The organism is Streptococcus sp. CF8_Ac1-9 (genome assembly GCF_024295565.1).
Classification (GTDB): Bacteria; Bacillota; Bacilli; order Lactobacillales; family Streptococcaceae; genus Streptococcus; species Streptococcus parasanguinis_X.
This window is the reverse complement of record NZ_JANCOY010000002.1, coordinates 263,808-285,038: the sequence shown is the minus strand read 5'-3', so window position 1 is coordinate 285,038 and position 21,231 is coordinate 263,808. Positions and strand designations below refer to the sequence as shown.

Genomic DNA, 21,231 nt, shown 5'->3' with positions numbered 1-21,231 from the left:
TTTTTGACACCTTTTGACAGTATGAAACTATTTTCATTTTAAAACAGGCCTGTACTACGCTTTTTAGCACTTTAAATCAGACTTTTATTTTCATTTTCTTTCATATTTTCATAAATTTTCAACTTCTCCTCTTTTCTTCAGGCTGCAAAATAGCTGTCAATCGTTTGACATTTTTTGCCATTTTTTTCATTTATCGCTTGCATTTTTAATAGGAAATCGGTACTATGGAAGTAAGAAAAAATTCGGAGGAATAAAATGGAATGGACAACTGAACGTCGTTACAGACGTTACGAAGACTGGACAAAAGAGGAAAAGCAAGCCATCCAAGATCATATGGCCAAATCTCCTTGGCATACACACTATCATGTTGAGCCAAAAGCTGGTCTCTTAAATGATCCTAACGGTTTTTCCTACTTTGATGGAAAATGGATCTTGTTTTACCAAAATTTCCCATTTGGTGCAGCCCATGGGTTAAAATCATGGGTACAAACAGAAAGTGAAGACTTGGTTCATTTCAAAGAAACTGGTGTAACGCTTCTTCCAGACACAGATCTGGATAGCCATGGAGCTTATTCCGGATCAGCCATGCAGTTTGGTGACAAACTATTCTTATTCTACACCGGAAATGTTCGTGATGCAGAATGGGTTCGTCATCCTTACCAAGTAGGTGCTTTGATGGATAAAGACGGCAAGATTGAAAAAATTGACAAAATCTTGATTAATCAACCGGCTGACTCTACGGATCACTTTCGTGACCCACAGATTTTTAATTTCAAAGGTCAATTCTACGCTATCGTTGGTGGTCAAAACCTTGAGAAGAAAGGATTCATCCGTCTCTATAAGGCTGTAGATAACGACTATTCCAACTGGGTTACAGTCGGTGACTTGGATTTTGCAAACGATCGGACAGCTTATATGATGGAATGTCCCAACCTAGTCTTTGTAGGAGACCAACCCGTTCTCCTATACTGCCCTCAAGGCTTAGATAAAGCCGTTCTTGATTATGACAATATCTATCCAAATATGTACAAGATTGGGGCAAGCTTTGACCCAGAAAAGGCCAAAATGGTTGATGTATCTGAATTGCATAATCTCGACTATGGTTTTGAAGCCTATGCGACTCAAGGATTTAATGCTCCCGATGGACGTGCCTATACTGTTAGCTGGCTAGGTCTTCCAGACGTTTCTTATCCAACGGATTCCTATGACTACCAAGGAGCTCTCTCACTGGTCAAAGAATTAACCATCAAAGATGGCAAGCTCTACCAATACCCAGTTGAAGCCATCAAAGACTTGCGCGCTGAGAGTGAGGAATTTGCCAACAAGGCACAAACCAAGAACTGCTATGAATTGGAATTGCAGTTTGAAAAGGATAGCCAGAACGAAATCGTCCTCTTTGCCGATGCAGAAGGAAAGGGCTTAGTTCTCACATTTGATCTGGCTAAAGGATTGGTCACAGTCGATCGTAGCCAGGCTGGTGAGCAATATGCCCAAGATTTCGGTACGAGCCGTAGCTGCACAATCGCTAACCAAGCGACAACCGCTAATATTTTTATTGACAATTCGATATTTGAAATCTTTATCAATAAAGGAGAAAAAGTATTTTCTGGTCGGGTCTACCCACATGCAGATCAAAATGGAATCTTGATCAAGTCTGGAACCCCTACTGGAACTTACTACGAACTTGATTATGGTCGCAAAGCTAACTGATGTCGCCAAACTCGCCGGTGTCAGCCCTACTACTGTCTCACGGGTCATCAATAAAAAAGGATACCTGTCTGAAAAAACGATCCAAAAAGTCCAAGAAGCCATGCGAGAATTGGGCTATAAACCTAACAATGTTGCTCGTAGCCTCCAAGGAAAATCAGCCAAGTTAGTCGGCTTGATCTTTCCCAACATCAGCAATGTTTTCTATGCTGAATTAATCGACAAACTAGAGCACCAACTCTTCAAACACGGCTATAAAACCATCATCTGCAATAGTGAACACGACTCCGAAAAAGAGCGCGAATATATTGAGATGTTGGAGGCTAACCAGGTAGATGGCATCATTTCAGGAAGTCATAATTTGGGCATTGAAGATTACAACCGGGTAACTGCTCCTATCATTGCTTTTGACCGCAACCTCTCCCCAGAAATTCCGGTTGTCTCTTCAGACAACTACGCTGGCGGGGTGCTTGCAGCAGAAACTTTAGTAAAAACCGGAGCCCGAAATATTATCATGATCACAGGGAATGACAACTCCAACTCCCCAACAGGCTTGCGTCATGCGGGGTTTGCATCGGTTCTACCTGAGTCCATGATCATTAATGTTTCCAGTGATTTCTCCCCTATTCGCAAAGAAATGGAAATCAAACAGATTTTAACCCACCACAAACCAGATGCCATTTTCGCCTCCGATGATTTGACGGCGATCTTGATCATGAAAGTCGCTAGAGAATTAGATATTCAGATTCCCCAGGATTTGAAAGTGATTGGTTATGATGGAACCCAGTTCATTGAGACCTATACACCTGAACTGACAACCATCCAACAACCCCTCGAAGACATTGCTATCCTCATGGTGGATCTTTTACTCCAAAAGATCGAAGGAAAAAAAGTAGCGACTACCGGTTATTTCTTGCCCGTTAGTCTCCACTCTGGAAAAAGTGTCTAAAAGCAGTATCCCCTCAGTAGAAACTGTGGGGATATTTTTCACAAAAAAAGAGCCATCGGCTCTTTTTTAATTATTCTTCTGTCACAAATTGACTGAGGACACCGTTGACAAATCGTGAAGAGGTTTCATCTGAAAAGGCCTTGGCCAATTCCACCGCTTCATTGACTGCGACGATCTGTGGTGTATCAAACTCTGTCATTTCGTAAATTCCCAGACGAAGGATGTTTTTCTCTACCAAGGTCAAGCGCTCAACAGTCCAGCCGGTTTTCAAATGTTGACCGATTTGCTGGTCCAGTTGATCTTTGGATTGGTAGACACCCGTCACGAGATTCATGAGAAAGGCAGGAAGATCGACTTCTTTGTCTTCTGCTAGGTCCTTATCATGTAGATAAGCAAAACGACAAGCTTCAACAATGTCTCCATCGTATTCCAAGGCCATCAAGGCTTGGAAGGCGCGCTCACGCAAATCTCGACGTGATTCTAATAAAATTTCATCAGTCATTGAGGAAGTCCTCATTAAACAAATCTTTCAAGTCTGGTTTTGGAGATTTTTCCGTTGCGATACCAACAACGTGAATGTTGACAGCATCCAAGGTTACATCTGCCATATCATAAACTGCAGACTTGACCGCTTTTTGAATGGCTACAGCGACAGATGGTACAGCCACTCCGTATTCTAAATAGAGATAGATGTCTACTGAAACTTGACCATCTTCTTCTGTATGAAGGTAGACGCCACGTCCAAGGGAGCGTTTGGATAAGCTATCTGAAACACTCTTGTTTTCAAGCGAATAGACACCCTCTACTTTTGCTGTCGCAATCGCAATAATTTTTTCTAATACACGTGGTGCAATAACGATGTCACCAAATTGTTCAGTTGCCATAGAAGTTCCTTTCTATTTGACACCCTGAGATGTCTCTTATGCACGAGAAACGTAAGTTCCTTCAGTAGTGTTAATGACCAATTTTTGTCCAGCTTCGATGAAGTCAGGAACGTTTACGACCAAACCAGTTTCCATTGTAGCAGGTTTACCAGAACCAGTCACTGTAGCACCTTTGATAGATGGTTGAGTTTCTGCAACAGTTAATTCAACAGTTGTAGGAACTGTTACACCGATTACTTCGCTTCCGTAGAATTGAATTTTTACTTCTGAGTTTTCAAGGATGTAAAGCAATTCTTGTTCTACGTTCACAACTGGAATTTCATATTGGTCATATGTTTCCGTGTTCATGAAGTAGGCTGTATCATCCATTTTGTACAAGTATTGAGCTGGAACAGTTTCGATAATCGCTTGTTCAAATTTTTCTTCTGGACGGTAGCTAGTATCAAATGTTGAACCAGTACGGACATCACGCAATTTCATACGCATGATAGTGTTTCCTTTACCTGGTTTGTGGTGGCTAGCTTCCAAAACGCGGATCAATTTTCCGTCAGCTGTTTCAAAAGTCATACCAGCTTTCAATTTACTTGCTTCGATCATGTTTTATTACCTCTTTTTTAAAAATAGATTACTCTTTATTGTAACACACTATTTGATTTTTCTCAAACAGCAATTTTCTCTTTTTAGGAAGGCTAGAAGGCGGAGAGAGATTGTAGGAACGAGTCCTTAGAATCTCTACATTTCCACCACCAGCTTCACAATTCCTTATTGGTCTACAGGCACAATATTGCCATCAGCATCTTTGGTGACATGGACATATTTTCCATCTACTTCAATGTAGAAGGTATGAGGCTTGTCTTGAGCTGGAGAGGCTTGCTTTTGAAGGTCATTGCCAAGTGCTTGACCCAAGTTCATCCCCATAATCATGTTCATGCCATTGCCACCTTCATTTTTAGCAGCTGCGACCAAGGCCTCATTGCGAGCACGACGCTCTTCGATTTCAATGGTATTGTACTTCATCGCTGCCAATTCACTGTCCAGTTTATTGACCTTTGCCATACTGTCTGCATCGTAGCTCAAATCTTCGATGAGGACATTGGTTAATTCGATACCATATAATTCTGTCCACGTTTTGTTGACTTCGCGTTTTGCAACTTCATTGAAGACATCTTGGTCCGCATTGATATTGTAGATGTCTGCCTTATTTTCAGCCGTATATTTTGAAATGGCCACTGCAATTTTTGGTGCTAGATTTTGGCGCAAGGTTCCCTGAGCCACATCTTCCAAGGTAAATGGCTTATCTGCAGTGATTTGACGACTGACTGCACTGATGTAAAAGAGTACAGGATCTGCCACTTTAACATCATAAAGACCATAAAAACGAATGCTAAGAAGTTGTTGGTAACGGTCGCTAAAGTACTCAACTGGATTTTGAGTGCCAAATTTATTTCCTGTAAAAGGTTGCATCCGCACAAAAATAATTTCTTGTTGGGTGACCACTTGGCCTCCAAATGAGAAACGATTCTTGAACTGATCCCACGTTCCTTTCACACCACCCTTTTCAAACAACCAGGCATTTTCACCGGCTTGCCATTCGTGACTTCCTGCTTCTAGAAGGTCTCCTAGAAAAGTTCCATTATTGACCAAGAGAGCAACATAGCCTTGAGGAACAATGACAACAGAGCCATCTGTCAATAGACCTGTATTTTGGTTGCTCTGGCGAGAGCGCCCATCTGGATCTTTGGTCAAGAGCTGTCCCTTAATGGCCAAAGCTGTTGCTGGAACAGCTTCTGGCAAGGTAATGGCTTCCTTAAATTTACTATCTTGAAAACTTGAAATGCCCGCTGAAAGGGCTGCTTTAATAAATCCCATACATTCTCCTATCTGTAGAATTCAATTTCATCCACAACTTCGTAGACATCCAAGACCCAATCTTTTGGATTGTGCTTCAAGGATGCTTGGCAATATTCACACTTGTCGATTGAATCAATCGTCAATGGCGCACCACAGTTCGGACAATGATCACTAACGACTTCTGAATTCTTAATGATCTCTGTCTGAGCTCCATGTTCACGGAGGAAGACCATGCGGTAAACGGTAAAGAGATCTTTGGTTGGATCCCCTTCGATCACACGGCCCGTTTCATCATTTCGGATGTAATCTCTCATCGTCGATGACAGAATGACTTCGATGCGGTCATTACCTTCTGGATTTTCGATAAAGTCTTTGATCTTTGAATCTTCCACACGCACGCGCTCTAGAACATTGGTTGTTTTGGCACGAATATGTTCTTGTAACTGCGTCAAGTGCTGCTCATAAAGACTCGTACTTTCTAAATTCCGTACGGAATTCCAATCTTTTTCTGTCCAAGCAGACTGCAATTGAAGATAAACCAGCTTGACTTGCGACAAGAAGCGGTCTTCATCAAACATTGGATCCAGTTTACGGATGCGGCGAATCGCTTCATAGTTGTTTTCAATTGGTCGACCGGCCCGCTCTTCGGTTGTCCGTTTTGGACCACTATTTGAAGAGAATGATTCATCACTATCATTAGCCTCTTTTGCAATATTATAGACAAATCCAATCAATCCAATGATGGCGACAACTGCTACCGCCCCACCAGAGTCTGATCCAGAACTAGAACTGTAGCTACTGGATCCACCAGACCAGCTACTGCCACCAGACCAGCTACTACCACCACCACCGCCAGAATGAATAGTGCTACTACCACCACTATGCGTATTTCCGACACCAGCATGGGCAGAAGGAGCAAATGCAAATAGAAGGGCTACTAGAAGAATTCCCAATACTAAAATTCGTTTTTTCATAGGCCTCATTTCTTATCTTTGTTTGTTACACAGGGGTTAAGAAAATACTGTCTATTTTATAGGACAATCAATTCTTTAGGAGCAAGAGTCAAGACTTCACAGCCAGTTTCTGTAATCAAGAGGTCATCTTCGATCCGCACGCCAGAGAGACCTTCGATATAAATACCTGGCTCATCTGTTAAGACCATCCCTGCTTGAATCGCTTCTTTAGACGTTTGGCTGAAGTATGGTTCTTCGTGGATATCTAGCCCAATTCCATGACCGATTCCATGAGTAAAGTATTGACCATAGCCGGCTGCCTCGATCACATCACGTGGGATTTTATCAAAATCACGGAAGCCAAGTCCATCTTTAGCCGCATCAATCAAGGCTTGATTAGCTTTCAAAACGGTTTCGTAAATTTCTCTTTCCTTGTCGCTGACATGTCCTGCATAGATAGTCCGTGTCATATCGCTGACATAGTGGTTATACAAGCAACCAAAATCAAGGGTCAAGGCATCTCCTGCTGAAATCACCCGATCACTTGGAGTCGCGTGAGGCATGGCAGAGCGTTCACCAGCTGCTGAAATAATATCAAATGATACACCAGAAGCTCCCAACTCCCGCATTCGAAAGTCGAGGAAAGTCGCTGCTTCCAACTCTGTCGTTTTCCCTACCTTGATATAGTCTAAAATATCATGGAAGGCTTGGTCAGAGATGCTACAAGCTTTTTTAATGGCCGCAATCTCCGTTTCATCCTTAATTAAGCGCAATTCCATTACAAAATTCGCTAGGGATTGAAGGCTGATGCCACTGAAAACAGAAGCCATACGGGCATGATAGGCTACCGTCACTTCGTCCTCAAAACCAAGTTCTTTGATTCCAAGGTCCTTGACGATCTCTGCAGCTGCAGTCAACTCATCGCGGGTTTCCACAATCTCTACAAAGGGGAAACAAGTCGCATGGGCATGAATGGTGTAGCGCGAATCTGTAAAGAGTACCACACGTTCTTCTGTCACCAAAGCGGTCCCGTTTGAACCCCAGAAATTGGTCAAATAATAAACATTTTTCAAATTGTTAATCAACACCGCTTTAAGGTTTTGGGCTTTCATTTTGTTTCTTAAGTTGCTGATCCGTTGATTCATTGTAATTTTCCTTTCAAATATTGTCCTGTGTAGCTAGCAGGATTTGCTGCTACTTCTTCTGGTGTTCCGGTCGCAATAATGGTTCCACCACCGACACCACCTTCGGGTCCTAAATCGATGATATGGTCTGCTGTCTTAATGACATCCAAATTGTGCTCAATCACAAGGACCGTATTGCCATCATCCACAAATCGCTCTAAGACTTTGATCAAGCGAGAAATGTCTTCGGTATGGAGTCCAGTCGTTGGTTCATCCAAGATATAGAAGGATTTTCCTGTAGAGCGCTTGTGCAATTCAGAAGCCAACTTCATCCGTTGCGCTTCCCCTCCTGATAGAGTAGTTGCAGGTTGCCCTAGCGTTACATAGCCCAGGCCCACATCTTGGATGGTCTTGAGTTTGCGTTCAATTTTTGGAATGTGCTTGAAGAATTCAACTGCCTTATTGACCGTCATATCCAGCACTTCTGCAATATTTTTTTCCTTGTAGTGGACTTCGAGGGTCTCACTATTGTATCGACGTCCATGGCAGACTTCACAAGGGACGAAGACATCCGGCAAGAAGTGCATTTCAATCTTGATGATCCCATCTCCTGAGCAGGCCTCACAACGCCCGCCCTTGACATTGAAACTAAAGCGGCCTTTTTTATAGCCCCGAATTTTGGCTTCATTGGTCTGAGCAAAGAGATCGCGAATGTCATCGAAGACGCCTGTATAGGTCGCTGGATTGGAACGAGGAGTCCGACCAATCGGGCTTTGATCAATGTCGATCAAGCGATCGATATGCTCAATCCCCTGAATGGTCTTGTATTTCCCTGGTTTTTCCGAATTGCGGTTGAGCTTTTGAGCGATGGCTTTTTTCAAGATGCCATTGATCAAGGTCGATTTTCCAGAACCGGAAACTCCAGTGACTGCGATGAATTTTCCTAGAGGAAAGCGCGCTGTGATGCCTTGTAAGTTATTCTCACTGGCTCCTGTAATTTCAATAGAACGACCATTCCCCGAACGGCGCTCTGTTGGAACTGGAATCTTGCGTTTGCCGGACAAGTACTGTCCAGTGATGGATTTGCTGTTGCGAGCCACCTGCTTTGGAGTTCCTGCTGCAACGATCTCTCCCCCAAAGACACCGGCACCTGGGCCGACGTCGATCAGGTAGTCTGCCTCTCTCATGGTATCTTCATCATGTTCGACGACGATCAAGGTGTTGCCTAAATCTCGCATCTTCTTGAGACTGGCAATCAAGCGGTCATTGTCCCTTTGATGGAGGCCGATAGACGGCTCATCCAAAATATAAAGGACACCAGAGAGGTTGGAACCGATCTGGGTTGCCAAACGAATGCGCTGGCTTTCTCCACCCGATAAGGTCCCAGCCGATCGTGACAAGGTCAAGTAATTGAGCCCCACATTGTTTAAGAAGGTCAAGCGATCCTTAATCTCTTTTAGGATCGGTCTTGCAATCGTAGCTTCATTGTCCGTTAAAACCAACTGATCCACAGCTTTTAAGTGGTCCGCAATTGATAGATCTGACACTTCCCCGATATGCATCCCCTTTTCTCCTCCGACACGAACAGAGAGAGCTTGGTCATTGAGACGGTAGCCATGGCAGGTCGCACAGGTCAATTCGTTCATATAAGAGCGCATTTGGTTGCGGGTGAAATCACTATTGGTCTCACGGAAACGACGGTGAATATTGTTTACGACCCCTTCAAAAGGAATCTCAATATCGCGAACCCCACCAAACTCATTTTCATAGTGGAAGTGGAATTCCTTCCCGTTTGACCCATAGAGGACCAAGTCCTTTTCTTCTTGAGAAAGATTGGAGAAAGGCTGGTCCATATCAACGCCAAAGTGGATCATGGCCTGTTCTAACATCTGTGGATAGTAGTTGGAGGAGATCGGATTCCAAGGAGCGAGGGCTCCTTCGCGAAGGGTTAAGCGATCATCTGGCACCACCAAATCCAAGTCCACCTCTAGCTTTATGCCCAGCCCATCACAGTCTGGACAAGATCCGAAAGGCGCATTGAAAGAAAAAAGGCGGGGCTCTAATTCAGGAACGGTAAAGCCACAGACTGGGCAAGCATAATGCTCAGAAAAGAGTAGCTCCTTGCCATCCATGGTATCAATCACCACATAACCATCCGCAATCCGAAGAGCTGCTTCAATCGAATCAAAGAGCCGCGAGCGGATTCCCTCTTTGATCACGATTCGGTCCACAACCACTTCAATCGTGTGCTGCTTGCTTTTAGATAGTTCTGGAACCTCTGTCACATCATAGATCTCACCATCGACCCGCACCCGGACATAGCCGTCTTTTTGCACCTTTTCAATGATATTCTTGTGCTGGCCTTTTTTCTTGCGAATAATAGGGGCTAGAATTTGCAGGCGTTGGCGCTCTGGTAATTCTAAGACTTGATCGACAATTTGCTCAACCGAAGAAGCTGTAATCGCTCCATGCCCATTGATACAATAAGGCGTCCCTACACGCGCATAGAGCAAGCGCAGGTAGTCATTGATCTCTGTTGCCGTCCCCACTGTAGAACGGGGGTTTTTACTGGTCGTTTTTTGGTCGATGGAAATAGCTGGACTCAAGCCGTCAATGGAGTCCACATCTGGTTTTTCCATATTTCCCAAGAATTGCCGGGCATAGGCCGATAAGCTCTCCACGTAGCGGCGCTGACCTTCTGCATAGAGGGTATCAAAGGCCAGACTGGACTTTCCAGAACCAGACAAACCCGTCACCACGACTAATTTGTCCCGTGGAATTTCCACATCTATATTTTTTAAATTATGGGCGCGTGCCCCATGAATGACAATTTTATCTTGCATGTTCTTACTCTAATCACCTTTTTGTTAACCTCCATTATAACAAATTTTTTAGTATTCTTTTATCCAAAACCGTCCTTTTTCTGATATAATGTTAAGGTGTAAAAAAACAAGGGGAGGCACCATGAAACAGGTCTTTTTATCGACAACGACTGAATTTAAAGAAATAGAGACGCTGGAACCCGGTAGCTGGATCAACCTTGTTAACCCTTCCCAAAGTGAATCGATGGAAATCGCCTCTGCTTTTAACATCGATATTGCCGACTTACGGGCACCACTCGATGCGGAAGAAATGTCTCGTATGACCATTGAAGATGAGTATACCTTGATCATCGTCGACGTCCCCATCAAGGAAGAGCGGAACAATCAGACCTACTACGTGACCATTCCGCTAGGAATTATCCTGACAGAAGAGGCTATCATCACGACCTGCTTGGAGAAATTGCCACTTCTTGATATCTTTATCAACCGACGCTTGCGGAATTTCTATACTTTTATGCGGTCGCGCTTTATCTTTCAGATCCTCTATCGCAACGCTGAACTCTACTTGTCTGCGCTTCGTACCCTGGATCGAAAGAGCGAACAGATTGAAAGCCAATTGCACAAATCAACGCGTAATGAAGAGCTGATTGAGTTGATGGAGTTAGAAAAAACCATCGTCTACTTTAAGGCCTCTCTGAAAACCAATGAGCGCGTGATCAAGAAATTGACCAGCGCCACTAGTAACATCAAGAAATACTTAGAAGACGAAGATCTGCTGGAAGATACCTTGATCGAAACCCAGCAGGCCATTGAGATGGCGGATATTTATGGAAATATCCTCCACTCCATGACCGATACTTTCGCATCGATCATCTCCAACAACCAGAACAACATCATGAAGACCTTGGCCATGGTGACCATCGTCATGTCCATTCCAACCATGATTTTCTCGGCCTACGGAATGAACTTCAAAGACAATGAATTACCGCTCAATGGAGAACCAAACGCCTTCTGGCTCATCATTTTCATCGCTTTTGCCCTGACCGGGTCTCTCGTCGTCTACCTCATCCATAAAAAATGGTTCTAACACCTACTAATAACACTAAGGAGTATTTATGTCTCAATTTGATTTGAATCAACTCAGCAAGAAAAACCAAGAATTTATCCGTATTGCCAAACACCAATTGCTTGAAAACGGGAAATCAGAGGAAGAAGCAGAAAGCCTCATCCAAGAAATCCTTCCAGCTATCCATGAAAACCAAGGAAAAGGGATTCCGGCACGGACTCTTTTTGGAGCTCCAACTGTTTGGGCGAATTCTTTCAGTGAGAAAGAACGCTATGAAAAAGAGCATCCGAAATTAAACGATGCTCCCTCTCTTATGATTTTGGATTCCTTCCTCTTTATCTTTGGTGTCTTTGCTGCGATTAGCGCCTTTATGAACTTGGTTGCACCGCGTCGTACTGGCTATGGTTTGATCACCTTGATCCTTGGAAGTTTGACAGGGGCTCTGCTCTTGTATCTCATGTACTACTTCTTCTATCAGTATATGGATGGCACCAAAGATCGTAGCGAGCGTCCTTCTCTTTGGAAATCCATGCCGATTCTTGTTGGAGTCATGTTCCTTTGGGTCATTGTCTTGTCCTTTACTTCCTTACTCCCACAAGTTCTCAACCCAACTATTCCAGATGTTTTTGCCATCGTTTTAGGAGCTCTAGCGCTTGTCCTTCGCTTCTACCTCAAGAAACGCTTTAATATTAAAAGTTCGAGCACAGCACCTGCAACTCGACGCTAAAAAGAAACGGATGAAGTTTTCATCCGTTTTTGTTTTACTGTATTTCCCTGTTCAACCTTTTTGAAAAATAGAGGACTAAGTCATCATTGTTTTCACAAGAACTGTAAGGGGCCAAGGGGCGATCCCTAAACCAAACCCCAGATCCATCTGGGATATAGCCCTGTTTGACATACAGTCTTTGAGCTGGGCCATAACCCGAGTGTAAACCAACCCCTAAAGTAACAATCTCTGATAGTAGCCGGACTCTTTTTTCTGCCTCCTCTAAGAGTTGATTCCCAATCCCTCGATTTCTAAATGGTTCAAAAACATTAAAATCAGATAGTTCAGGATAGACTCCCACGAAAGGGCCGTGCTTGGCAGCAGGCAATATAGTGATATAGCCTGCCACAAATCCATCCGACTCAGCTACTAATACGTCCCTCTCTCTATTCTCCTGCTCCTGAAAATAGCTAGTCAAGATATCCTCTCTACCTGGCCACCCTTGGTGGATAAAGGCTTGAGAGATGTGCTCAATATCTGCCTTTATCATCCTCCTGATGATTACACCTTCCTTCATGTTGCGCTCCTTGATACCTTTCTCTTCATCATTATAGCATAATTAGAGCTTGGGAAAGGTCAAAGAGGTCCACCGGACCTGAAAAAAAGACCCTTATGGGTCTTACTCGCTTTATTGTTTTCAAGCTCGTGAAAAAGAGGTCCACTGGACCTGAAAAAAAGACCCACCCGGGTCTTAATTCGCTCTCTTATTTTCAAGCTCATGAAAAAGAGGTCCACCGGACCTCTTTTTTAATCTTCGTTTACGAAAGGCATCAAAGCCATTACGCGAGCGCGTTTGATAGCTGTTGTTACTTTACGTTGGTTCTTCGCTGAAGTTCCAGTTACACGACGAGGAAGGATTTTCCCACGTTCTGAAACGAAACGGCTAAGAAGCTCAGTATCTTTGTAATCGACATATTCGATTTTGTTTGCTGCGATGTAATCAACTTTTTTACGGCGTTTGAATCCGCCACGACGTTGTTGAGCCATGTTTAATTCTCCTTTATAGTTTTAATTCGTTAAACCCATTCTTAGAATGGAAGATCGTCGTCTGAGATATCCATTGGATTGGCTCCAAATGGATTTTCTTCACGACCAAAGTTTGGCGCTGCATTGCTTGGTTCTGATCCACCAAAGCTTGGGGTTGCATTTCCAGCATAACCACCATTACCTGATGAATAGCCACCACCTGCATGCCCTTCGCGTGCTGCACGGCTTTCCAATAGTTGGAAGCTGTCTGCTACGACTTCAGTGACATAAACACGTTGACCTTGCTGGTTTTCGTAATTACGTGTTTGAATGCGACCGGTAATCCCAATCAAAGCACCTTTCTTAGCCCAGTTGGCTAAGTTTTCTGCTTGCTGACGCCAGATCACACAGTTGATGAAATCGGCTTCGCGCTCTCCATTTTGACTCTTGAAGTTGCGGTTGACAGCTAGGCTGAATGTAGCAACTGCTTGATTGCTTGGAGTGTAGCGAAGTTCAGCATCACGGGTCATACGACCGACAAGTACAACATTGTTAATCATAAGTCACCTCTGATGATTTCTTACGCGTCAACTTTTACGATCATGTGACGAAGAATGTCACCGTTGATTTTTGAAAGACGGTCGAACTCGTTAAGAGCTACAGCGTCGTTCGCTTCAACGTTTACGATGTGGTAAAGTCCTTCACGGAAATCTTGGATTTCGTATGCAAGACGACGTTTTTCCCAATCTTTTGATTCAACAACAGTTGCACCGTTGTCAGTCAAGATAGAATCGAAACGTGCTACCAAAGCGTTTTTAGCTTCTTCTTCAATGTTTGGACGAATAATATAAAGAATTTCGTATTTAGCCATTGATAATGTTCCTCCTTTTGGACTAATGACCCCCTGTCTTTGCAAGGGGTAAGTGAGGTTTACTCACAAGAAACTATTATACCAGACTTTTCGAACAAAGGCAAGAATTATCTTTAGGATTTAAAAAATGATTTCGGACGTTCCCTTCTAAAGGAAAGAAATGCCCTAAAAAATGACATTTTATAGTAGAAACTACTCCCCTTCTTCCTCTCCTTTCCTTAAAGAAAACTGATATCAGTTAGCTTTAAGCTTGAGTCTTTATACTAGCTACAACAAATCTCAAGAAACGAGGAACGATTATGAATTATCTTATCATCCCCGCCTATCAACCGGATCTGAATCTTGTCAAACTGGTTCGCTTGGTCCACGCTAAGAGCGATCTTAACATCATCGTGGTCGACGATGGGAGTGACGCTGACAAGAAAGTGATTTTTGACAAATTGGAGGGTCTTGCGACAGTTCTGACTCACGAGCACAACCAAGGAAAAGGGCAAGCTCTCAAGACTGCTTATGCCTACATCCTAGAAAGAGGCACCTATGGAAGCATTGTTACAGCTGATGCAGACGGTCAGCACAAAATTTGGGATATTTTCAGGGTTGTTAACCAATCTCAAGAGCATCCTGGAACACTTATTCTAGGAGCCCGCGCCTTCTCTGGAAAAGTTCCTTTGCGTTCTGCTTTCGGCAATAAATTGACCCGCTTCTTGTTCAAGCAACAAACCGGAGTGGCGGTCAGCGATACCCAAACAGGCTTACGGGCTTTCACTACGAATCTCTTGCCTTTCATGCTTGAGGTTGAAGGACAGCGTTATGAGTACGAAATGAATGTACTCCTCGCAGCTAGCAAGGCCTTCCCCATCGTGGAAGTTCCCATCGAGACGGTCTACATCAATGACAACGAAGGCTCCCATTTTCGACCTATCCGAGATGGCCTCATGATCTACAAGGACATGTTCAAGTTTGCCCTCTCCTCTCTGAGTAGTTTTATCGTTGACTATCTGGTCTATGCTTTCTTCCTTTTCGTGATGATGGCCGTGCCCATTAGTCTACGTATTCTCCTAGCTAATGGGATCGCTCTTGTGACGAGTTCCATCTTTAACTACTCGACCAATAAGCACCTAGTCTTTAAGAATAAAGACAGCGTCGCTAAAACTGGAAGTGGTTACTTCGGCCTAGCTCTCGGCCTCTTTATTCTCGATACGCTCTTGATTCGACTCTTCTATACTGCTTTCGGGCTCAATCTCTTGATCAGTAAGATTGTCGTCGGCTTCCTCCTCTTTCTGGTCTCATGGGTGATCCAGAAAAAAGTGATCTTCAAAGAAAGGACTGCTCCCCACCATGAAATTCTTTAAAAAATCCTACACCTATGCTGCCTGCTTTGGCCTTCTTTTGACCAGCAGTTTTAGCTACTCGATGCTCAAGACCTTTGTCTTATCCGATGCCATCCAAACCGTAAAAGCTACGACTACGGACACCAAGGCAGCCAAAAAAGCAGCTGCTTCAGCTACAACGACTGATACTAGCTATTCAGATGACAATATCCAGGTAAGCCTAACAGAAAAAACGGTTGAAAATACCCAGGTTTACATTGCAGATATCACAGTCAGCTCATCTGACTACCTCAAAACAGCCTTTGCACAAAATACTTACGGAACCAACGTGACTGCTAAGACCTCTGTCACAGCCGCCAACAACAGTGCCATTCTAGCAGTGAATGGTGACTATTACGGAGCTAACAGTACAGGATACGTCATCCGAAATGGAGTGGTCTACCGCGATACCGTTCGGGAAGATTCAAGCAATGGTGACCTAGCCATTTACAAGGATGGTTCCTTCAAAATTATCTACGAAGATGAGATCTCTGTGGATCAATTGGTCAAAGACGGGGTCGTCAATCTTCTCGCTTTCGGTCCTTACTTAGTTGAAGATGGAGAAATTACTGTCGATACGAACTCAGAAGTTGGACAATCCATGGCATCCAACCCACGGACAGCGATTGGGATCATCGATGAAAACCACTACATTATCGTCGTGTCAGACGGACGAACTTCAGAAAGTGAAGGCCTGTCTCTCTACCAATTAGCAGAAGTGATGAAGTCTTATGGCGTTAAAACAGCCTACAACCTGGACGGAGGTGGATCTTCTACCCTTTACTTCAATGGCCAAGTTATTAATAAACCAACAACAAATGGTACTATCTCAGAAAGGGCGGTGAGTGACATTGTCTACATCGGTTACTAATCCTATTAAACAACGCTTGAAAAAGACCATCCTATGGTACATTCTTATCTCGGCTTTCTTCTTTGTCGGAAGTCGCATCTACGAACACTTTAGTTTTGGCGAAACCTCTGCCTTCATGCACTACCTCTTCTTGATTCCTTTGATCGGTGGCGCCCTACTAGTGGCTCTACAGTTGATAGTGAAAGGCTTCTCTCGACTGAGTCTCAATCTTTGGAATTCAGGAGTGGCTACCCTAACAGCCGGAGCCCTCTACCGAGGGATTGTCAACCTCTCTGGTCGATCTACCACAATGGATCAACCCTATTATTACCTTGGAGTTGCCTTTCTAGCACTAGCTCTGATCAGCCTCTTCTTTGTCCGCAGTGTCTGGGTGGAGAAAACAGCCTAAGATCAAAAACGTCCGTTTCTTAAAAGAACGGACGTTTTTTAGGGTAAGTTAACGGATGAAGAACTTAACCTTCACGTTTTTTGCTGGCTACAAATCCCGCTAAAGCTAGTGAGGTCATGCCAAAGAGGCTAAGGACGGTTGAAGCCAATTCATCTTGACCTGTTTTTGGAAGACCAGTTGCTGGTGTAGCTGTTGCTTCTGCTTGGCCACCTGTATGATAGGTAACAGCGACTGGTTTGTTTGTTGCCACTTCTTTTGTTTCGATTGCAGCTGGTTGAGCTGGAGTTACTGGGCCTTTGGATACCGCTAGTTGGCCTGGGGTCACTGGGGTTTCTGAGTGACGACTTGGCACTTCATCTATCACTAGTGTCGGATTTTCTGGTTGAATCCATGGTTCTACAATCGCTCCACTGTGCACCTCTGGGGTTGGCTTGATAACGTCTTTGACCAAAGAAAGAAGATGATAGTTGATCCGATTGCTCACTTCATAAAGGAAATCATTTTCCGCAACATGATAGCCTGCCGGGAGATCGACATGAACACGATAGGAACCGTTCATCAGCATCGTCTCAAAGCGCAGCAGATCATAGATGCTTTGTGGAAGAAGTCGGCTGATACCGTCATTCCCTACCACTTTTACAACCGTTCCGGCTGGGACTGGCTGATCAAATCCAATGGTCAATTTGTTTTCATCTAAATAATGGAAGGCAAAGGTTACTTTTGGATGTGGATTCTCTGGTGAAACAGTCACCTTTTTCACCAGCTCTGTTCCCCAATCATAATGGTAATCAGATAGGGTGATCTTGGCTGTATAAGTACCAAAAGGCAAGTCTGGGAAGGTACCACCATTGTAGGAAACATTGAACTCTCCTTCCACTACACGTCCTTGGTCGTCCACCACTTGGTAACGAACGACGGATGGATAATAAGAAATGACTTCGCCACTGCTATCTGTGAAGACGACTTCTAAGGTGCCCTTTTCAGCCTTCGGTTTTTCAGACGCTGTCTCACTTGGTTGTTCATCTGAACCGGCTTCATTCGTCGGAGTCGTTGCCTCTACTTTCTTTCCTTCAATGTCCATCTCAGTGGTATTGTAGACCTTATCCCAGATGGTATAACGAACAGTAGAAGGGTCCACTCCTTCCGGAAGAAGATAGCTACCATCCTCTTGGGGTTCCAAGGCCACTGTTTCCCCATCTTTGACGTAGGACAGATAAGTCCCTGCTAAGCCACTACCGGTTTCAAGTACCTTACCTGGGCGGAAAATCCGTGTTGCTGGATCGTACTGAGCACTTCCAGACTCGATGCTTGGAGCCGTATTGTCAATCTTAACCTTAAAGTTAAGCTCTTGTTGCTTGGCCCCTGAAGCAGTTGGACGGTAGGTAATCACAAATTGGTATTCCCCATCTGGTAATTGCTTGCCGTCTTTGTCCAAGCCTTCCCAAGAGATTTCATAAAACTCTTCACTACGATTCCCAATCCGGTAACTCCAGTCCGTCTTACGGTGGACTTCATTTCCGACCTCGTAAATCGGGTTAGTACGAGCTGTGTCCTCCTTCTTGTAAACTGATAGGTGGACATTTTCAACATTGCGAAGCATGACGGCTTTGACCTTGATGCTATCAAAGCTGGAATCATTGTTTGGAGAGAAGTAAAGTTGGTCCCCATCAAAGCGATCCCCATCCTGGCCAAGAGTTTTGGCTACAGATTCTCCATTTTCATAGACATAACTGATCAAAGATGTAAAGTGATTGTCTGGATGACGCTCTGGCGTTTCTGGGACCTTTTCATCTGGATAATCCGTCTTGTCCTTGTAGTAGTAAAACGGCTTGTCGCTACCTGTATATTCGTAGATAGGCTTTTCAATGCCACGCAGATTTTGGTAATCCCCATGGAAACCAACATAAGGGAGGCTGACCAGATGTTTTTGGGTGCTGGCATCTTTAACCAGTACAAAACCTTCTAAGAAATAGCCGTTTGGCATTTGCTTGCTGAGCTCTTCCTTATACTTGCTTGCATCAACTGCTACGTGGATGGTCCGCTGACCATTGGCTGGGATAGTGACCGTTTCCTTACCGTCTAAAGTTTCTAATAGACGAGGATGGAGGGTGAATTTGCCATCTTGAACTTGATCTGTCTGAAGAGTGGTTTCATATCGAACAGACTTATCTTGATTGGAAAGATTGTGGATGGTCACATCAAATTCAAAGGTATCTGTGACATTGCCAAGTGTCAGGCTACTTTTAGCATCTTTTGCCGTCACATAGAGATCACCTAGTGCCGCAGCTGTGACATCCATAACCCCCGCTCCTTGCTGACGAACAGAGGAATAGGCATGCGTTTCCTCATCTACATGAGGGATCGCTGTACTCATAGTCATTTGTTTGACTAGAACCTGTAGTTGTTCTGGGCTAAGATGAGGGAAGCGCTCCTTCAAGGCTTGTTTCACCAGTGCAGTGGCTCCGGCAGCATGAGGAGAGGCCATACTGGTCCCCCTATCCATATAGTACTCTCCATTATTAACAGATGAGTAGATCATCCCTCCTGGAAGGGTGACATCCGGTTTGAGATCCCCATCAGCGGATAGCCCCCAAGAGGAGAAGTCAGATAGTTGATTGGCTGCATCGTAAGGCACCCGTTTGAATTTATTGGCAATATGGAGTTGGTAATCATTGGCATGTTGAGCCAAAACAAGTCCAGCAGCGTGACCAATAACCCCAACCGGGAATCGTTCTCCGAGCCCTTCTAAGTCAAAGCTTACAGGATTATTTCCCTGCTCTTTAGTCTGGTAGAAGATCACCCCTGTAGCACCAGCTCTTTTCAGCTCTTTGACCTTATCCACATCCGAAACTTCGCCACCTCGCTCCGTAAGGACTAAGTGCCCATTGATACTATCAGCTTGGTAGTGGTCGATCCCTCCCTTTTCCACATGGAGATAGCTTTGAGGGATAGTCGTCCGAAAAGCGTCACGTTCTACAAAGGAGTGCATCGGAATTTTGCCCTCTGGGAAGTCTTTTGAATCTTTTAATGCATCTACGGTCAAGCTTGCTTCTGTCGACTCATGCTTGGTCAGACTATTAATAGACGCGACTGAGATGACATTTGGATTGACGGAAGGCGTCCCTGTCATTCCGTAATCTGGTGTGGTGGCCAGTGGCTTGCTGTGCCAGAAGCCATTGGTCGCCATATTGGTAGAGGCGACTGTAATGGTTACTCCCGCCTTTCTTGCTGTATCAAAGGCCTGGCGAGTGATCTCTCCGACATCATAAACAGAGCCTGAAGCTGTTCCCAAACTCATATTGATGGAATCCGCCCCTAATTTGACCGCATCTTCTACCGCTTTAGTGTAGATGAAATTTTGAACTTGACCTCCCTTGGTATCTGAGAAAACACGTAGAAACATCAGTTGGGCTTCTGGAGCAACACCACGGATAATTTCACCATTTGGAGAAGGTTGAGAAGCGTTTCCCACAGCAGTTCCTGCTACGTGAGCCCCGTGTGAAATTGGATCGTCTTCTTTGACATTGTCATCCATATCACTGTAGTTATGAATGTAGACAATTTTATTGTTGTACCATTTGCCATAAGTGATCCCCGCTTTTTTCTTAGCCTCTTCAATTTCCGCTTCACTCTTGTACTTGGCCTTACTGATATCTGTCAGACGAAAAACATCATGAGCAGGGTCCACACCGGAATCAATGATCGCAACTACCTGCCCTTGACCCTTGATTCCCTTATCCCAGAGGGGTTGTAAATTGATCAGACTATTTTCTTCACTGACCTTGGTCGTAGTTGAAGTCGGTGATGCAGGTGTAGGCTGTGTTTCCGCCACTCTGGTCCGACCAAGTGGAGCATAATCTACAGCATCTACACGCGCTAGTCCCCGAATCTTTTTAGCATCTCCATAAGTCGTCTCTAGAGCCAAGCCGTTAAAAAGCAGATTAAAGTCATATAATTTTTTAAATTGAATGGATTGCTTTTCGAGCTCTTTCAAAAACTGTTCATGATCCTGATTGGTTTTTTCGATGCGAGTTTCTTTTGAAGTCGGAGATACTTCTCCAATGCCCTCAGAAACCTTTTCTTTCAAGCGAACCAGCACCTCAACTGGGCTTGTTTCTTCTAAATTTTCCTTTACTGGCTCAATAGAAGTCGTAATTGGAGTAGCAACCCCATTTTCTTTTGGCGCTTCCGCAACAGAAGGCGAAGCCTTCTCTGCTTCTACTTGATTTGTAGCCGAACTGCTTGTATCGATTGAAGATGAAGGTAGAGACTGATTTGTCTTTTCCTTACTCTCAATCTCAGCTGTAGCAAGGTTTTTAGAAGCAGTATCTTCTATAACTGAAGTGGGCATACTGTCCTTAGTAGCCGAAAGTGGTTCTGCTGTTTTCTCATCTGTTGCTGCGGTTTCTGGCACCACTACAGAAGGCTCTACGACAGAGGGTGTTGGTACGATCGTATCAGCTGAAACGGCTGAACCCATTAGAAAGGTACCAATCAAAACAGAAGCGACTCCAATTGCGTATTTACGAATGGAAAAACGCTGTTGTCGATGAAATTCCATAAAAACTCCTTTTTACACACTAGGTTAAGGTAGCTTCACACTACCTTAACCCTTATTTTATTCTTGCAACTAAACTAATAGA

General features: G+C 44.1%; 19 protein-coding genes. 7 read left to right on the top strand and 12 right to left on the bottom strand.

All coding sequences use genetic code 11. The annotated features are described in order from the left end of the window. The first annotated feature begins 255 nt into the window (after positions 1-255). Both NML76_RS04775 and NML76_RS04770 read left to right on the top strand, forming a co-directional pair. Positions 256-1,710 carry a sucrose-6-phosphate hydrolase gene (locus NML76_RS04775; RefSeq protein ID WP_134974208.1) on the top strand — a complete coding sequence of 485 codons (1,455 nt, stop codon included), beginning with the start codon at positions 256-258 and terminating at the stop codon, positions 1,708-1,710. Further along, complete coding sequence (locus tag NML76_RS04770; RefSeq protein WP_049471835.1) at positions 1,691-2,656, top strand: LacI family DNA-binding transcriptional regulator; 966 nt, start codon at positions 1,691-1,693, stop codon at positions 2,654-2,656. Before NML76_RS04775 ends, NML76_RS04770 begins: the two co-directional genes overlap by 20 nt. 70 nt (positions 2,657-2,726) lie before the next feature. Here NML76_RS04770 and nusB read toward each other — a convergent pair whose 3' ends face one another. The 7 genes from nusB to uvrA all read right to left on the bottom strand — a co-directional run bounded on the left by nusB (position 2,727) and on the right by uvrA (position 10,311). After that, positions 2,727-3,158, bottom strand: a complete 432-nt coding sequence (gene nusB / locus NML76_RS04765) for a transcription antitermination factor NusB (RefSeq protein ID WP_003008602.1) — start codon at positions 3,156-3,158, stop codon at positions 2,727-2,729. Further along, a complete protein-coding gene (locus NML76_RS04760) occupies positions 3,151-3,540 on the bottom strand; it encodes an Asp23/Gls24 family envelope stress response protein (RefSeq protein ID WP_003005404.1) in 390 nt (129 codons plus the stop codon). Before NML76_RS04760 ends, nusB begins: the two co-directional genes overlap by 8 nt. Before the next feature lie 36 nt (positions 3,541-3,576). Further along, on the bottom strand, positions 3,577-4,137 hold the full coding sequence (efp, locus tag NML76_RS04755) for an elongation factor P (protein WP_003005479.1): 561 nt from the start codon (positions 4,135-4,137) through the stop codon (positions 3,577-3,579). A 165-nt stretch (positions 4,138-4,302) separates the two neighbouring features. Next, on the bottom strand, positions 4,303-5,409 hold the full coding sequence (locus tag NML76_RS04750) for an SPFH domain-containing protein (protein WP_003008607.1): 1,107 nt from the start codon (positions 5,407-5,409) through the stop codon (positions 4,303-4,305). 8 nt (positions 5,410-5,417) lie between these two features. Continuing rightward, positions 5,418-6,365, bottom strand: coding sequence for a TIM44-like domain-containing protein (locus NML76_RS04745; RefSeq protein WP_129823959.1), 948 nt, complete (start codon positions 6,363-6,365; stop codon positions 5,418-5,420). A 56-nt stretch (positions 6,366-6,421) separates the two neighbouring features. Continuing rightward, entirely contained in the window at positions 6,422-7,489 is a 1,068-nt protein-coding gene (locus NML76_RS04740; protein WP_049482983.1) for a Xaa-Pro peptidase family protein, read from the bottom strand. Beyond that, the gene (gene uvrA / locus NML76_RS04735; RefSeq protein ID WP_254732843.1) at positions 7,486-10,311 is read right to left on the bottom strand and encodes an excinuclease ABC subunit UvrA; all 2,826 of its coding nucleotides are present in this window, start codon (positions 10,309-10,311) and stop codon (positions 7,486-7,488) included. Before uvrA ends, NML76_RS04740 begins: the two co-directional genes overlap by 4 nt. Before the next feature lie 121 nt (positions 10,312-10,432). Here uvrA and NML76_RS04730 point away from each other — a divergent pair, with 121 nt between their 5' ends. Beyond that, positions 10,433-11,377, top strand: a complete 945-nt coding sequence (locus NML76_RS04730) for a magnesium transporter CorA family protein (RefSeq protein ID WP_031576884.1) — start codon at positions 10,433-10,435, stop codon at positions 11,375-11,377. 28 nt (positions 11,378-11,405) lie between these two features. Continuing rightward, positions 11,406-12,083, top strand: a complete 678-nt coding sequence (locus tag NML76_RS04725; RefSeq protein ID WP_031576885.1) for a DUF1129 domain-containing protein — start codon at positions 11,406-11,408, stop codon at positions 12,081-12,083. Positions 12,084-12,117: 34 nt separating this feature from the next. Here NML76_RS04725 and NML76_RS04720 read toward each other — a convergent pair whose 3' ends face one another. The 4 genes from NML76_RS04720 to rpsF form a co-directional block, all read right to left on the bottom strand. After that, positions 12,118-12,639 (bottom strand): GNAT family N-acetyltransferase, encoded by a 522-nt coding sequence (locus NML76_RS04720; protein ID WP_129823956.1) that lies wholly within the window; start codon positions 12,637-12,639, stop codon positions 12,118-12,120. 230 nt (positions 12,640-12,869) lie between these two features. Continuing rightward, complete coding sequence (gene rpsR, locus NML76_RS04715) at positions 12,870-13,109, bottom strand: 30S ribosomal protein S18 (RefSeq protein WP_000068664.1); 240 nt, start codon at positions 13,107-13,109, stop codon at positions 12,870-12,872. A 41-nt stretch (positions 13,110-13,150) separates the two neighbouring features. Continuing rightward, complete coding sequence (locus NML76_RS04710; protein WP_129823955.1) at positions 13,151-13,648, bottom strand: single-stranded DNA-binding protein; 498 nt, start codon at positions 13,646-13,648, stop codon at positions 13,151-13,153. A gap of 20 nt (positions 13,649-13,668) precedes the next feature. Then, positions 13,669-13,959, bottom strand: coding sequence for a 30S ribosomal protein S6 (rpsF, locus tag NML76_RS04705; RefSeq protein ID WP_003005040.1), 291 nt, complete (start codon positions 13,957-13,959; stop codon positions 13,669-13,671). Positions 13,960-14,258: 299 nt separating this feature from the next. Here rpsF and NML76_RS04700 point away from each other — a divergent pair, with 299 nt between their 5' ends. From NML76_RS04700 to NML76_RS04690, 3 genes are read left to right on the top strand one after another with little or no spacing between them, the layout of a single operon-like run. Next, the gene (locus tag NML76_RS04700; RefSeq protein WP_254732841.1) at positions 14,259-15,311 is read left to right on the top strand and encodes a bifunctional glycosyltransferase family 2/GtrA family protein; all 1,053 of its coding nucleotides are present in this window, start codon (positions 14,259-14,261) and stop codon (positions 15,309-15,311) included. Continuing rightward, positions 15,298-16,200: a phosphodiester glycosidase family protein gene (locus NML76_RS04695; protein WP_254732839.1), complete on the top strand. Its 903-nt coding sequence runs from the start codon at positions 15,298-15,300 to the stop codon at positions 16,198-16,200. The genes NML76_RS04700 and NML76_RS04695 overlap by 14 nt, the downstream gene beginning before the upstream one ends. Then, a complete protein-coding gene (locus NML76_RS04690; RefSeq protein WP_129824127.1) occupies positions 16,181-16,588 on the top strand; it encodes a hypothetical protein in 408 nt (135 codons plus the stop codon). Before NML76_RS04695 ends, NML76_RS04690 begins: the two co-directional genes overlap by 20 nt. 64 nt (positions 16,589-16,652) lie before the next feature. Here NML76_RS04690 and NML76_RS04685 read toward each other — a convergent pair whose 3' ends face one another. Then, positions 16,653-21,149: an SGO_0316/SGO_0317 family LPXTG-anchored serine peptidase gene (locus NML76_RS04685; protein WP_129823952.1), complete on the bottom strand. Its 4,497-nt coding sequence runs from the start codon at positions 21,147-21,149 to the stop codon at positions 16,653-16,655. Between the last annotated feature and the right edge of the window lie 82 nt (positions 21,150-21,231).